This window comes from Nocardioides sp. SYSU D00038, from assembly GCF_016924665.1.
Taxonomy (GTDB): domain Bacteria; phylum Actinomycetota; class Actinomycetes; order Propionibacteriales; family Nocardioidaceae; genus Nocardioides.
This window is the reverse complement of the sequence record NZ_JAFFJT010000022.1, coordinates 14,825-28,902: the sequence shown is the minus strand read 5'-3', so window position 1 is coordinate 28,902 and position 14,078 is coordinate 14,825. Positions and strand designations below refer to the sequence as shown.

Here is a 14,078-nt window from a genome sequence, read left to right as displayed (position 1 = left end):
ATGTGGGGGCAGAAGCGATGGGGACGGGCAGGAAGTGGGAGGCGAGGGGTGGGCAGGACCAAATAGGGTCCGGTCATGATCATCGAGGCAGGTCAGGCTCGGTCACTCGGGAGCGACGGCGACACATGGTTGCGCTTCGGCGAGGAGGCCAAGGCGCCTGGGGCATGGGCGGGGAGGCGTCTGTTGTTCGCAGCCGACAAGCCCGCCTTCGAGCTCAGCTTCTGGTGCGGCACTTGCCAGTTCGTGTTCCGGCGCCTGGAGGGAGCCAACGAGGGCGGTTCGCTCGAGGCCCTGCAGGAGCGACTCACGCAAGGCCTCGATGACCTGGACGACGATGTAGTCCAGCAGTTCGGTTCGGCGCTGCCGCTCGGCGACTACCTACCAATCTTGTTGGAGGTGGCGCCACGCCTCGTCTCGCCTGCCCAGCCCGAGGACTACTTCGCCCACGAGCAGGTCGACACATGGGGACTAGAGAGTTTCTGGGGGCTGCCCGTCTACCCGCAGACGCCGTACTACCGAACGTTCGAGACCCGTGTCGACGCCGATGCCCACATGTACGAGTTCGTCGTGCCGATGGTGCCGCCGTCCTGGAACGAGCGCAGCCGCGTGCGAGAGTTCGAGCATCTGCTGGATGCTGGCAGCCAGGCGACAGCGGTCGCGGTCTCAATCCTCGACGTGTGTCAGCCAGCGAGCGATCTCGGACCCGACTACCACGCTCACTGGGCTCTCACCCACTTCCTCATCGACGGCCATCACAAGATGGAGGCGGCCGCCAACGGTGGCAGGCCCATCAGGCTCCTGACACTCCTGTCCGTGCGCGACGGGCTCGCGTTCCCCGAGCAGGTCGCCCGGGTTCCTGAGTTGCGCTCCCGGCCAATGGCGACTCGTGAAGGTGCTGCTTGATACAGGCGTTCGGGCTCGTTGATACAGGGGTTCGGGCTCGTGGTCTGAGAGATACTCCCGCTGTGGCACTACGGAAGGACTATGGGGACTACCGATGGGCGATGACGCGACTCTTCGCCGACGTCGATCCGTGGGGTCACATCCGTGACTACGGCGCGCCGGACGACGAATACGAGGCGTACATCTCAGAGCTGCTGAAGTGGCGCGTGCCGGTGACGGCAGAACGTGTCATCGAAGTGCTCGGCCCCATCGATGAGGCGATGGCGCGCACCCTCGCGACAGGGATCGAGCGCATTCGTGAGGAGTTCGGATACGCCGAGCGCTGACGTCTCGGCTGAGCAATTGGGGCTACCCGCACTGCAGAAGGAGCCACGCCGCGTTCCGGTTGCGATCTCGCAGGTCCGCCTCGCGGATCCAGAAGCTGAGGCGGCAGACATCGCCCTACATCATCCGCCCCGTGGGCATCCCTTGGCCCGAGCGAGACGGCGAAGTATCTCAGACGTTCGGCGTCGATTGCGTGCTGAGTTCTCGATCGACCTCGGAGCGGAGTGCGCGCCACTGGAGGTAAGTCCACGCTTGAACCTGGTCGTCACCCTTCCGTGTCCCGGCGTTGCTCACCAGCTCAAATCCGGCATCCGCCCAGTCCTCATCCTTCCTGCGATGGCGTGCGACTCGGAACGTGCGCGAGCGAGGCGGGCGGTCGAGTGCGCCGGCCGCGCCGACACGAACCTTCAGACGACGGAGCTTGCGCTCGGACGGAAGTGATGAACGGTCCCAGTCGAGCCACTCGACGATCGGAGCAGCTCCGACCCGGTCGTCATCGATCCTGGCCACTCGGAACAGTGCCAGGGCGCCGCTCTCTGTCTGGCATGCCAAGACGTCACCCGGATTGAGGTCAGTGACGTGCCTCCAGGGCCGTCGGAGGGTCTTGCGCGACGGCTGTGGACCAGTGATCTGTTCCCGCAACTTGGCCAGCACCGCCTTGCGCCGTGCAAGCTCCTTCGGGCCGGCCTCTTCCCAGAGTTCCAGGCCGCGGCCGGAGTCGATAACGGCGAGGGCCTCGGACCTGACGCGTTCGTCCAACCGTCCCCACTGTGACTGGGCAGCTGCGAGGGCGAGCCAAAGGACGTGCTCTTCGTCTGCAGCGAGATCCCGGAAGGCCTCGATGATGCGGGTGGTTGCTTCGTCGTCTGGCACTTGGTCTTCGAGCAACTCGCGGTACTCGCCACGGATGTCCGACGCCGTGTCATCGGAGAAGATCGCTGGCCCCCAAGATCCCATGCGCCGATCCTGACATCTCCCGCATGTCGCTAGTGGCCACTCGCCGGCGATCCACGGCCTTGAGGGACAGGAGCGGACGAACTCGCGCCCGCTCGACCCTCGGAGCCCGCCATGCCTGCAACCCTCACCCGACGCCTCGTTACCCTCGCCGACGCCGCAGACGCGCTCGCCGTGTCGACCCGCACCGTCCGCCGCTACATCGCCGACGGGCAGCTCGAAGCCGTACGCCTCGGCCGCAAGACACTCCGGATCAAGGCCGACTCGATCGAGCGATTCATCGACGCGAAGCCGGTTGGCAACTGGCGGTGACGTGCGGCGTCAATGCCAAGATCATGGACGTGAGTGTTGCAGCAGCCCAGGCCGATGCCTTCTACCGCGAACTGATAGCCAGCGAGCTTGTCTATGGAGTCCGTGACGATGGAAGATTCCCGGCCCCGATGACGTCCAGCGGCGTGCGCGCCATGCCGTTCTGGTCGAAGCGCTCGCGCGCGCAACGGATCATCGACAACGTCGAGGCATACAGCGGGATGACCGTCGTCGAGTTCACCTTGTCGGACTGGCTGGAGAAGTGGGTGCCTGGCCTCGAGCGCGACGGACTGCTGATCGGACTGAACTGGAGTGGCGAAGGGGCAGTCGGATACGACCTCTCACCGTCCGACCTACTTCGCAACCTCGAGGCACGGCGTGGTTTGGGCGCGGCGCGCGATGAGGATTGACGGCCCCGAAAACAAGGACAGGAGCGGCCAAACCTGGCCGCTCCTTGTTCCCCGTATGTTCCCGATTTCAGGTCCGGATCCGAAAACCCTGCTCTGACCTGCGGAAACGTGGTGGGCGATACTGGGTTTGAACCAGTGACCTCTTCCGTGTCAAGGAAGCGCGCTACCACTGCGCCAATCGCCCGGGTCTTGAGTTGTGGTGGTCCGAGGTGGGTACGGGATTTGAACCCGTGTACACGGATTTGCAGTCCGTTGCCTCGCCTCTCGGCCAACCCACCGTGGAGGCCTGGCCATGCAAATGCGACCTCTCCGAGCGGACGACGAGGCTCGAACTCGCGACCTCAACCTTGGCAAGGTTGCGCTCTACCAACTGAGCTACGTCCGCTTGCGCTCCGGGCTTGGGGCCCGGCGTGCGTCAGAACAGTAGCCGATGCCCTCGGGGCCGCAAAATCGGGGTAGCCGCAGCGTGGCGGGCCGGGGAACGGCTCCTAGAGTGGCCGCGTGCGTGTGTGGATCAACGGCCAGGTGCTGAGCGACCCGAGGGCCCCGGCGGTGCGCGTCGACGACCACGGGTTGACCGTGGGGGACGGGGTGTTCGAGGCCGTCAAGGTGGTCGACGGTCGTCCCTTCGCCCTCACCCGTCACATCGAGCGGCTCGCGAAGTCCGCCGACGGGCTCGGTCTGCCGCGGATCGACGGCAAGGCGGTGCGGGCCGGGGTCGAGGCGGTGCTCGAGGGGCAGGCGCGGCCGCTGGCGCGGCTGCGGATCACCTACACCGGTGGCCCGGCGCCGATGGGGTCGAGCCGCGGCGACTCGGAGCCGACCCTGGTGGTCGCGTGCGACGCGATGAGCCCGTGGCCGCGCACGACGCGGGTGGCGACGGTGCCGTGGCGGCGCAACGAGAAGGGCGCGCTGGCGGGACTCAAGACCACGTCGTACGCCGAGAACGTCGTCGCGCTCGCCCACGCCCAGCGGGCCGGCGCGAGCGAGGCGGTCTTCGCCAACACCGCCGGCAACCTCTGCGAGGGCACCGGCACCAACGTCTTCTACGTCGTCGACGACGAGCTCCGCACGCCGACGCTGGGCAGCGGCTGCCTGGCGGGGGTGACCCGCGCGCTGGTGCTGGAGTGGTACGGCGGGCGGGAGGTCGACGAGCCGCTGGAGGTCGTGCGGGAGGCGAGCGAGGTGTTCCTCGTGTCGACCACCCGCGACGTGCAGGCGGTGTCGCACTGGGACGACGTCGAGCTGCCCGCGCCGGGCCCGGTCACCCAGGCCGCGCAGGAGACCTGGCGCAAGCGGGAGCGCGAGCTGCTCGAGGAGCCCGGCACCTGAGGGCACCCTCGAATGTGAGTCCGGGCTCGTCGTGCGTTAGAGTCTGCGACCGCAGCAACGGGCGATTGGCGCAGTGGTAGCGCGCTTCGTTCACACCGAAGAGGTCACTGGTTCGAACCCAGTATCGCCCACCCAGGTCACGAGGCCGGTCCCGTCGGGGCCGGCCTCGTGGCGTTCACCGGCGTGGGGTGGGCGGTCGGGTGCGGGGGTCTCGAGACAGGACTTCGTCCTTCCTCGACCAGCGGGGGTCCTCTCGACCAGCGCGGGAGCACCGCGGGGAAAAGCGGGTGCGGCGGTCGATACGATCGACGGGTGCGCCGAGAGGCGGCGCCGCCAACCCCCAGGAGCAGTCGTGCCCGACATCAAGGTCGCCCTCGTCCACGCCGGAGAGCGTAAGGACAAGGCGGTCACGACGGGCACCAAGGCCTGGGAGCTGTGGGCCGACGAGCCGAGCATCATCGCGGCGCGCGTCAACGGCGAGCTCAAGGACCTCTCCTACGAGCTGGCCGAGGGCGACGAGGTCGAGGGCGTGGCGATCGGCAGCGCCGACGGCCACGACATCCTGCGCCACTCCACCGCGCACGTGATGGCGCAGGCCGTGCAGCAGCTGTTCCCCGACGCCAAGCTCGGGATCGGCCCGCCGATCGAGAACGGCTTCTACTACGACTTCGACGTCGAGACCCCGTTCGTGCCCGAGGACCTCGCCAAGATCGAGACCGCGATGCGCAAGATCATCAAGGAGGGGCAGCGGTTCGAGCGCCGGGTGACCTCCGACGAGGACGCGCTGGTCGAGCTCAAGGACGAGCCCTACAAGGTCGAGCTGATCGGTCTCAAGGGCGGGGCCTCCGACGCCGCCGAGGGTGCGGGCGTCGAGGTCGGCGCCGGCGAGCTCACCATCTACGACAACGTCCGCCGCAACGGCGACGTCGCCTGGAGCGACCTGTGCCGCGGCCCCCACCTGCCCACCACCAAGCGGATCCCGGCGTTCAAGCTGATGCGCTCGGCGGCGGCGTACTGGCGCGGCGACGAGAAGAACAAGCAGCTCCAGCGCATCTACGGCACCGCCTGGGAGAGCAAGGAGGCCCTCGAGGCCCACCTGCACCGCATCGAGGAGGCCGAGAAGCGCGACCACCGCAAGCTCGGCCGCGACCTCGACCTGTTCAGCTTCCCCGACGAGATCGGCTCCGGCCTGCCCGTCTTCCACCCCAAGGGCGGCGTGATCAAGCGGGTGATGGAGGACTACGTCCGCCAGCGGCACATCGAGGAGGGCTTCGAGTACGTCGGCACGCCGCACATCTCCAAGGAGCAGACCTTCCACCTGTCGGGGCACCTGCCCTACTACGCCGACGGCATGTTCCCGCCCATGGAGTTCGAGGGCGCGAACTACTACCTCAAGGCGATGAACTGCCCGATGCACAACCTGATCTTCAGGTCGCGCGGGCGCTCCTACCGCGAGCTGCCGCTGCGGCTCTTCGAGTTCGGGCACGTCTACCGCTACGAGAAGTCCGGCGTCATCCACGGCCTCACCCGGGTGCGCGGCTTCGCCCAGGACGACAGCCACTCCTACGTCACCCCCGAGCAGGCGCCCGGCGAGATCAAGCACCTGCTCGACTTCGTCCTCGGCCTGCTGCGCGACTTCGGGCTCGACGACTTCTACCTCGAGCTCTCGACGCGCGACGACTCCAAGCCCGACAAGTTCGTCGGCTCCCAGGAGCAGTGGGACAGCGCGACCGAGGTGCTGCGCTCGGTGTGCGAGGAGTCCGGGCTCGAGCTGGTGCCCGACCCCGGAGGCGCGGCGTTCTACGGCCCCAAGGTGTCGGTGCAGGCGCGCGACGCGATCGGCCGCACCTGGCAGATGTCGACGATCCAGTACGACTTCAACCAGCCGCAGGGCTTCGACCTGCAGTACCAGGCCGCCGACGGCAGCCGCCAGCAGCCGGTGATGATCCACTCCGCGAAGTTCGGCTCCATCGAGCGGTTCGTCGGCGTGCTGGTCGAGCACTACGCGGGCGCGTTCCCGCCCTGGCTGGCGCCGGTGCAGGTGCAGGCGATCCCGGTGGCCGAGGCGCACGCCGACTACCTCCACGACGTCGCGCGGCAGCTGCGGAAGGCCGGGGTGCGGGTCGAGGTCGACGACTCCGACGACCGGATGCAGAAGAAGATCCGCAACGCCCAGCTGCAGAAGGTGCCGTTCATGATGATCGCCGGCGGCGACGACGTCGAGGCGGGCGCGGTGTCGTTCCGCTACCGCGACGGCCGCCAGGACAACGGCATCCCCGTCGCCGACGCGATCGCCCGCGTGGTCGAGGCCGTCGACAGCCGCGTCCAGGTCTGACGTGCGCCGGGCGGCGGTCGGCCTCGCCCTCGTCTCCGTGCTGGCTGCGGCCGGGTGCGGGGGAGGGGGTACGCCGGACGCCGGCCCGCCCGCGTCGAGCAGCCCGCCGGCGGCGACCCCGACGCCCCCGCCGGCCGCTCCCGAGCTGCCCGACCCGCGCGCCGACGTGCCGAGCGACGTGCCCACCGAGCGCGACCCGCTCGCCGACGCCGCCGAGGCCGCGGCGAGCGCGGCCGCGGAGTCGGGCGACCTGGTGCTCGGCGGCGACATCAGCTGGCCGCAGTGCCCCGAGGGGATGGGGATCCCCGAGCGGCCGACGATGGGGCTGCCGATGCCCAAGCCCGAGGCCCGCTACGTGATCATCGGCCTCACCAACGGTCCGGCGTTCTTCCCCAACCCGTGCCTGGCCGACCAGGTCGCGTGGGTGCGCCAGCGGGGGCTGATGGTCTCGGCGTACTCGGTGCTCAGCCACCCCAACGCCGCCACGCTCCGCCGCCACGGCGGCACCGGGCCGTTCGACGGCGGCGACCGGCTCGGGGCGCTGAAGAACGTGGGCTACCAGCAGGCGAGGTTCAACGTCAGGAACATGGAGCGGGCCGGGCTGCTGACGCCGATGGTCTGGCTCGACGTCGAGTCGGTGCCGGGCTTCGACTGGACCGGCGACCGGCAGGCGAACGCCGCCGTGGTGCAGGGCGCGTTCCAGGGCTACCGCGACGCCGGTTACTCGGTGGGCGTCTACTCCACCCCCGCGATCTGGGCCGGCATCGTCGGCGACCTCTCGTTCGGGGTGCCCGAGTGGCGCGCCGCCGGGCCGACCGGGTTGGCCGAGGCGCTGGAGCGGTGCGGCGACGACTGGTCGATCCAGGGCGGGCCGGGGGTGCTGGGCCAGTGGGTCGAGGACGACCGCGACCTCAACACCACCTGCCCCGGGACCTCGGGCGACCTGAGCGGGCTGTTCCACCAGTTCTGAGCCCACCGGCGCCGACGCTGGTCGAGGTGCGAGGAGCCCCGGCGACGAGCCTCGAGACCCGGTGAGACGAGAGGTCTCCGGTGGGGACGGTCGCCGTTCGAGTGCGAGGGTTTCGAGGCTCGCTTCGCTCGCACCTCAACCAGCGCAGGGCACTGGGGGCGGTCGGCCGTCTGGGTCTCGAGACAGGGCTTCGTCGTCCTCGACCAGCGGTGGGGTGGTGCGCTGGTCGAGGTGCGAGGAGCCCTGGCGACGAGCCTCGAGACGTCGTACGACGAACGCCCTCCGGTGGGGACGGTCGCCGTTCGGGTGCGGGGGTTTCGAGGCTCGCTTCGCTCGCACCTCAACCAGCGGCGGACCGCTGGTTGAGGAGGGACGAAGTCCCTCACTCGTTGCCCGGTGAACGAAAGGCCCTTCGGTGGGGACGGGAGGGCGTTCGGCCGTCGGGGGTTTCGAGACAGTTGCTAGCGCAACTTCCTCAACCACCGGTGCGCGATGGTCGAGCAGCTAGCGCCAGCGAGCGTCGTCGAGACCCCGTGCCACGAACGCCCTCCGGTGGGGACGGCGTGGGCTTGTCGGATGCGGTTACCGGCAAGTAAGCGCGACACGATGTCGCGCGTACCCTTTACATGGGACACGGTGTCGCACTAACGTCGGTCGGGCCAGCGACCGACTGCTCACGACGAGGTGACCCGTGACCGCCACCACCGAGCCGATCCAGACCTACGCCGAGCGCCTGCGCACCCTGTCGGAGGCGTCGGTGCACCAGCACTTCGACGCGTTCGCCGACATCGCGTGGGACGACCCGGCGTACGCCGTCGACCCCACCGACGAGCGCTGGATCCTGCCGGAGGCGGACGTGGTCGGCCGGCACCCGTGGTACCAGGGGCTGCCGAAGGAGGAGCAGGTCCGCATCGGGCTCTACCGGCAGGCCAACGTCACCAAGGTCGGGCTCCAGTTCGAGCAGATCCTGATCGCCGGGCTGATGAACTTTGCCTTCAACGTGCCCAACGGCTCCCCGGAGTTCCGCTACGCCACCCACGAGGCGACCGAGGAGTGCCACCACACCCAGATGTTCCAGGAGTTCGTCAACCGCTCCGGCCAGGACGTCTCGGGCGGGCGCTGGTTCCTGCGGCACGCCGCGCCGTTCCTGCCGCTGTTCGCGAAGTGGGTGCCGTTCGGCTTCTTCTACGGCGTGCTCGCAGGCGAGGAGCCGATCGACCACGTGCAGAAGGCGGTGCTGCGCGCCGGCCACGAGATGCACCCGCTGCTGGAGCGGATCATGCAGATCCACGTGGCCGAGGAGGCCCGCCACATCGGCTTCGCCCACCAGTACCTCGAGCACCAGGCGCCGAAGCTGAGCCGCCTCGAGCGGGCCGTGCTGTCGGTCATCGTGCCCGTCGTGATGCGCTGGCTGTGCGACGAGATCCTGGTGCCGAGCCGCAAGGCCCGCCGCGACATGGGGCTGCCCCGCGCGGTGGCTCGCGACCTGTTCTGGCGGGCGCCGGAGTCGCGCAAGTTCCTGCGTGACCTGTTCGCCGACGTGCGGATGCTCGCCGAGGAGACCGGGATGATGAACCCCGTCTCCCGCCGGCTGTGGCGGCTGCTGAAGATCGACGGCCGCTCCTCGCGCTTCCGCAGCGAGGTCGCCTCCGCGGCCGCCTGATGCCCCACGTCGTCACGCAGTCGTGCTGCAGCGACGCCTCCTGCGTCGTCGCCTGCCCGGTCAACTGCATCCACCCCGCGCCGGGTGAGCCGGGCTTCGCCGAGGCCGAGATGCTCTACGTCGACGCGGCTGCCTGCGTCGACTGCGGCGCCTGCGTCACCGCCTGCCCGGTCGGCGCGATCCTGCCCCACACCAGCCTGGTGCCCGAGCAGCAGCCGTTCGTCGCGCTCAACGCCGCCTACTTCGAGAGCCACCCCCATGCCGACCGGACGCCGGTCGCAGTGGTGCCCCCGCAGCGCCGGCTGGCCGACCCGCGGCCGGTGCGGGTCGCGGTGGTGGGTGCCGGGCCCGCGGGCATGTACGTCGCCGACGAGCTGCTGCGCCACCCCGAGGTGAGCGTCGACGTGCTCGACCGGCTGCCGACGCCGTACGGCCTGGTGCGGGCCGGGGTCGCGCCCGACCACCCCGAGACCAAGCGGGCCGCCGACCTGTTCGCCGCGATCGAGCGCCAGCCCGGCTTCGACTACCTGCTCCACGTCGACGTCGGTCGCGACCTCACCCACGACGAGCTCGCCGCCCACTACGACTCCGTCGTCTACACGGTCGGCGCCGCCGACGACCGGGTGCTCGGCATCCCCGGCGAGGAGCTGCCCGGCGTCCTGTCGGCCACCGACGTCGTCGGCTGGTACAACGGCCACCCCGACAAGCAGGACCTCGCCGTCGACCTCGACACCGAGCGGGTCGTGGTGGTCGGCAACGGCAACGTCGCGCTCGACGTCGCCCGGATCCTGGCCGTCGACCCCGCCACCCTCGAGCCCACCGACCTGGCCCGCCTGCCGTGGGCCCAGCTGGCGCGCAGCCAGGTGCGCGAGGTCGTGGTCGTCGGCCGCCGCGGTCCGGCCCAGGCGGCGTTCTCGGTGCCCGAGCTGGTGGGCCTGCTCGGTGTGCCGGGCGTCAACGTCGTCGTCGACGACGGGGGAGCGGGCCTCGACGGCGACGACCCCCGCAGCCGCCTGCTCGCCGAGCTGGCCACCCGGCCGGTGGACCCCGAGCTGCGCACGGTCCGGCTGCGGTTCCAGGCCGCGCCGCTGCGGGTGCTGGGCGACGCCGGACGGGTCACGGGGCTCGAGGTGGCCCGCACGGTGCTGGAGGAGGACGCCGCCGGCGTACCGCGCGCGGTCGCCACCGGCGAGACCGAGGTGCTCGAGGCCGGACTGGTGCTGCGCTCTGTGGGCTACCACGGGCGCCCCGTCGCCGACCTGCCCTACGACGCCGCCACCGGCACCGTGCCCTCCGAGCGGGGCCGGGTGCGGCCGGGGGTCTACGTCGCCGGCTGGATCAAGCGCGGCCCGACCGGCTTCATCGGCACCAACAAGTCGTGCGCCCAGGAGACGGTGCAGACCCTGCTCGACGACCTCGACGCCGGGCTCGCGCCGCGACCGCTGCGTACCCGCGACCAGCTCGACGCGACCCTGCGCGAGCGCGGCGTCCGGGTGGTCGACGCCGCCGGGTGGGCGGCCCTCGACGCCGAGGAGCGGCGCCGCGGCGCGGCCGCCGGGCGGCAGCGCACCAAGATCGTCGACGTCGCCGAGATGCTGCGGGTGGTCGAGGAGGCGCGGGCCGCGCGCGGGTACGCTTCGCGGCGTAGCGCACGGACGAGCAGGGCCCGGAGGGTCCGGAGTCGGAGCTGAACGATGGGGACCGGTGGCCAGCAGCGGCCTGACGGACGTCAGGTGCGCTGGGACCGCCACAACCAGGAGCGCCGTCAGCAGATCATCGACGCCGCGATCGCGGTGATCGAGGAGAACGAGCCCGGCGCCGAGGTCCACGTGCAGCAGATCGCCGAGCGCGCCGGCGTCGGCCGCACGGTCGTCTACCGCCACTTCACCGACCGCGCCGACCTCGACCGCGCCGTCCAGCAGGACGTCCTCGACGGGGTCGCCGGCGCCCTGCTGCCCCACGTCACCCTCGACGGCACCGTGCCCGACATCGTCGAGAGGATCGTCGGCACCTACGTCGAGTGGGCGGTGGCCCACCCCGCGCTGCACCGGCTCGCCGAGGCCGACGGCGCCGACGGCACCGGGCCGCTGCGGCTCGGGCTGGAGCGGATCTCCGACACGGTCGTCGAGATCATCACCACCGCCGTCGACGGGCTAGGCCTCGAGCTCGGCCGCGACCACCGCGCCGCGATCGACCCGCTGGTGCACGGCCTGGTCGGCGCCGTGTTCGGCGCCGTACGACGCTGGCTGGCCCGGCCGGAGCGCGAGCCCCGGGCCGAGGTGCTGGTGGGGCTGGTGACCGACTCGGTGTGGTTCATCATCCAGGGCCACGCCCGCACCCTGGGGCTCCGGCTCGACCGCGAGCAGCCGGTCGAGGACCTGCTCGCCTCGGCGCTGGCGGGCGCATGACCCACGACCCCTCCCGCGTCGACCAGGACGGGATCGGCGAGCCCGACGCGCTCGAGCGGCTCTGGACCCCGCACCGGCTGGCCTACATCCGCGGCGAGAACAAGCCGGCCGACGCGTCGTCGGGGGAGTGCCCGTTCTGCCGGATCCCGCGGCTCGCCGACACCGACGGCCTGGTGGTCCACCGCGGCGACCTGTCGTTCGTGGTGATGAACCTCTACCCCTACGCACCCGGCCACGTGATGGTCTGCCCCTACCGCCACATCGCCGACTACACCGAGACCACCGACGCGGAGGCGGCCGAGATCGCCGACCTCACCCGCACGGCGATGCGGGTGGTGCGCCAGGTCTCCAACGCCCAGGGGTTCAACATCGGCATGAACCAGGGCGACGTCGCGGGCGCCGGTATCGCCGCCCACCTGCACCAGCACGTCGTACCCCGCTGGCCGGGCGACCAGAACTTCATGCCGGTGATCGGGCGCACCAAGACCCTGCCCGAGCTGCTCGGCGACACCCGCGACCTGCTCGCGGGGGCCTGGCCGGGCCGAGCGCCGCGGTAGTCCGTGACGTTTCGGCCCCGATCCTGCGATCCAGAGGGCCCCAACGTCACGGACCACCGCGCCCCCGGGGCCCGAACGTCACGGACTACCGTCCCAGCCGAGGGTCCACCCCCACCGGCCGGTAGCCTGCTGCCACCATGTTGGACAGGTTCAAGGGCTTCTGGCAGAACGTCGTGCTCGCGCCGTTCGTCAAGCTGTTCCTCAGGCTCGGCATCAGCCCCGACACCGTGACGTTCGTCGGCACGGTCGGGGTGTGCGTCGGGGCGCTGGCGTTCTTCCCGCGCGGCCACCTGCTCGTCGGCGTCCTGTTCATCACCGCGTTCGTCTTCAGCGACCTCGTCGACGGGCAGATGGCGCGGCTCTCGGGGCGCACCTCGAAGTTCGGGGCGTTCTGGGACTCCACGCTCGACCGGATCGGCGACGGGGCGATCTTCGGCGGCCTCGCGCTCTACTTCGCCGGCCCCGGCGACTCCTACCTCTACCTCTGCCTCACCCTCTACTGCCTGGTGATGGGCGCGGTCACCTCCTACGCCCGGGCCCGCGCCGAGTCGCTGGGCATGGACGCGCGGGGCGGCATCGCCGAGCGCGCCGACCGGCTGGTCTCGATCCTGGTGATGACCGGGCTGGGCGCGATCTTCGACCTGCCGATCCTCATGCACGTCACCCTCTGGGCGCTGGCCCTCGCCAACACCGCCACCGTCGTCCACCGGGTGCGCAAGGTGCACCGGCAGGCAGTCGCGGAGGCGGCCGAGCCGGCCTGACCCGGCCCGGGTCTCGCCGACGGCGGCCGGTCACCCCGACGGGTTCACCCGGTCGTACGATGCGGCCATGGCCGACACCCAGGAGAACCCCGTCACCGGCACCTCCCGCGTCAAGCGCGGCATGGCCGAGATGCTCAAGGGCGGCGTGATCATGGACGTCGTCACCCCCGACCAGGCCAAGATCGCCGAGGACGCCGGCGCGGTGGCCGTGATGGCGCTGGAGCGGGTGCCCGCCGACATCCGGGCCCAGGGCGGGGTCTCCCGGATGAGCGACCCCGACATGATCGACGGGATCATCGAGGCCGTCTCGATCCCGGTGATGGCCAAGGCCCGGATCGGGCACTTCGCCGAGGCCCAGGTGCTGCAGTCGCTCGGCGTCGACTACGTCGACGAGTCCGAGGTCCTGACCCCGGCCGACTACGCCAACCACATCGACAAGTGGGCGTTCACCGTGCCGTTCGTCTGCGGCGCCACCAACCTCGGCGAGGCGCTGCGCCGGATCACCGAGGGCGCGGCGATGATCCGCTCCAAGGGCGAGGCCGGCACCGGCGACGTCTCCAACGCCGTGACCCACATGCGCACCATCCGCCGCGAGATCCGGCGGCTGGCGGCGCTCACCGCGGACGAGCTCTACGTCGCGGCGAAGGAGCTCCAGGCGCCCTACGAGCTCGTGCGCGAGGTGGCGACCGACGGCAAGCTGCCCGTCGTGCTGTTCACCGCGGGCGGCATCGCGACCCCCGCCGACGCCGCCATGATGATGCAGCTCGGCGCCGAGGGCGTCTTCGTCGGCTCCGGCATCTTCAAGTCCGGCAACCCCGCCCAGCGCGCCGAGGCGATCGTCCGGGCCACCACCTTCCACGACGACCCCGACGTCGTCGCCAAGGTCTCGCGCGGCCTCGGCGAGGCGATGGTCGGCATCAACGTCGAGGAGCTGCCCCAGCCGCACCGGCTGGCCGAGCGCGGCTGGTAGCCGCTCGGCTCGCACGTCGAGGGCCCTGAGAGGGCTCCGAGATTCAGCCGAACGGACTGGTCCAGATAGCCCGTTCGGACTACGCCGATCGTCGGCCGGTCATAACTGTCGTGACCGGGGTTGGTTTCTTTGCAATCGGGTGTTGTGGAGTGAGTGCCGTCGTTCCATGGGGCGGACACATC

Annotated in this window: 14 protein-coding genes and 4 tRNA genes; 14 read left to right on the top strand and 4 right to left on the bottom strand. The window is 70.5% G+C overall.

What is annotated here, in order from left to right; all coding sequences use genetic code 11:
- Positions 1 to 75: 75 nt before the first annotated feature.
- Both JT721_RS12575 and JT721_RS12570 read left to right on the top strand, forming a co-directional pair.
- A complete protein-coding gene (locus tag JT721_RS12575; RefSeq protein WP_205473486.1) occupies positions 76 to 903 on the top strand; it encodes a hypothetical protein in 828 nt (275 codons plus the stop codon).
- Between the two features lie 101 nt (positions 904 to 1,004).
- On the top strand, positions 1,005 to 1,229 hold the full coding sequence (locus tag JT721_RS12570) for a hypothetical protein (RefSeq protein ID WP_205473485.1): 225 nt from the start codon (positions 1,005 to 1,007) through the stop codon (positions 1,227 to 1,229).
- A gap of 169 nt (positions 1,230 to 1,398) precedes the next feature.
- Here the strand turns inward: JT721_RS12570 and JT721_RS12565 are convergent, their stop codons facing one another.
- A complete protein-coding gene (locus JT721_RS12565; RefSeq protein ID WP_205473484.1) occupies positions 1,399 to 2,184 on the bottom strand; it encodes a hypothetical protein in 786 nt (261 codons plus the stop codon).
- A 111-nt stretch (positions 2,185 to 2,295) separates the two neighbouring features.
- Here JT721_RS12565 and JT721_RS12560 point away from each other — a divergent pair, with 111 nt between their 5' ends.
- Complete coding sequence (locus JT721_RS12560) at positions 2,296 to 2,493, top strand: helix-turn-helix domain-containing protein (RefSeq protein ID WP_205473483.1); 198 nt, start codon at positions 2,296 to 2,298, stop codon at positions 2,491 to 2,493.
- Positions 2,490 to 2,900: a DUF2750 domain-containing protein gene (locus JT721_RS12555; RefSeq protein WP_205473482.1), complete on the top strand. Its 411-nt coding sequence runs from the start codon at positions 2,490 to 2,492 to the stop codon at positions 2,898 to 2,900. The genes JT721_RS12560 and JT721_RS12555 overlap by 4 nt, the downstream gene beginning before the upstream one ends.
- A 109-nt stretch (positions 2,901 to 3,009) precedes the next feature.
- On the opposite strand, the gene JT721_RS12550 is transcribed toward JT721_RS12555, so the two are convergent.
- The 3 genes from JT721_RS12550 to JT721_RS12540 form a co-directional block, all read right to left on the bottom strand.
- Positions 3,010 to 3,084: transfer RNA gene (locus JT721_RS12550), tRNA-Val, on the bottom strand.
- Positions 3,085 to 3,107: 23 nt separating this feature from the next.
- Positions 3,108 to 3,178, bottom strand: a tRNA-Cys gene (locus JT721_RS12545).
- Positions 3,179 to 3,212: 34 nt separating this feature from the next.
- Positions 3,213 to 3,285: transfer RNA gene (locus JT721_RS12540), tRNA-Gly, on the bottom strand.
- A 116-nt stretch (positions 3,286 to 3,401) separates the two neighbouring features.
- On the opposite strand from JT721_RS12540, the gene JT721_RS12535 reads away from it, so the two are divergent.
- The 10 genes from JT721_RS12535 (at position 3,402) to pdxS (ending at position 13,896) form a co-directional block, all read left to right on the top strand.
- Positions 3,402 to 4,232, top strand: a complete 831-nt coding sequence (locus JT721_RS12535) for an aminotransferase class IV (protein WP_205473481.1) — start codon at positions 3,402 to 3,404, stop codon at positions 4,230 to 4,232.
- Positions 4,233 to 4,291: 59 nt separating this feature from the next.
- Positions 4,292 to 4,363, top strand: a tRNA-Val gene (locus JT721_RS12530).
- Positions 4,364 to 4,584: 221 nt separating this feature from the next.
- Entirely contained in the window at positions 4,585 to 6,567 is a 1,983-nt protein-coding gene (gene thrS / locus JT721_RS12525) for a threonine--tRNA ligase (RefSeq protein ID WP_205473480.1), read from the top strand.
- A gap of 1 nt (position 6,568) precedes the next feature.
- Positions 6,569 to 7,537 carry a hypothetical protein gene (locus JT721_RS12520; protein WP_205473479.1) on the top strand — a complete coding sequence of 323 codons (969 nt, stop codon included), beginning with the start codon at positions 6,569 to 6,571 and terminating at the stop codon, positions 7,535 to 7,537.
- 691 nt (positions 7,538 to 8,228) lie between these two features.
- Positions 8,229 to 9,200 (top strand): diiron oxygenase, encoded by a 972-nt coding sequence (locus tag JT721_RS12515; RefSeq protein ID WP_205473478.1) that lies wholly within the window; start codon positions 8,229 to 8,231, stop codon positions 9,198 to 9,200.
- Entirely contained in the window at positions 9,200 to 10,891 is a 1,692-nt protein-coding gene (locus JT721_RS12510) for an FAD-dependent oxidoreductase (protein ID WP_205473477.1), read from the top strand. Before JT721_RS12515 ends, JT721_RS12510 begins: the two co-directional genes overlap by 1 nt.
- Before the next feature lie 42 nt (positions 10,892 to 10,933).
- Positions 10,934 to 11,608, top strand: a complete 675-nt coding sequence (locus tag JT721_RS12505; protein WP_307828028.1) for a TetR/AcrR family transcriptional regulator — start codon at positions 10,934 to 10,936, stop codon at positions 11,606 to 11,608.
- Positions 11,605 to 12,165 carry an HIT domain-containing protein gene (locus tag JT721_RS12500; protein ID WP_205473475.1) on the top strand — a complete coding sequence of 187 codons (561 nt, stop codon included), beginning with the start codon at positions 11,605 to 11,607 and terminating at the stop codon, positions 12,163 to 12,165. The genes JT721_RS12505 and JT721_RS12500 overlap by 4 nt, the downstream gene beginning before the upstream one ends.
- Before the next feature lie 137 nt (positions 12,166 to 12,302).
- Complete coding sequence (pgsA, locus tag JT721_RS12495) at positions 12,303 to 12,926, top strand: phosphatidylinositol phosphate synthase (RefSeq protein ID WP_205473474.1); 624 nt, start codon at positions 12,303 to 12,305, stop codon at positions 12,924 to 12,926.
- A gap of 67 nt (positions 12,927 to 12,993) precedes the next feature.
- Positions 12,994 to 13,896, top strand: a complete 903-nt coding sequence (pdxS, locus tag JT721_RS12490; protein ID WP_205473473.1) for a pyridoxal 5'-phosphate synthase lyase subunit PdxS — start codon at positions 12,994 to 12,996, stop codon at positions 13,894 to 13,896.
- Positions 13,897 to 14,078 lie beyond the last annotated feature (182 nt).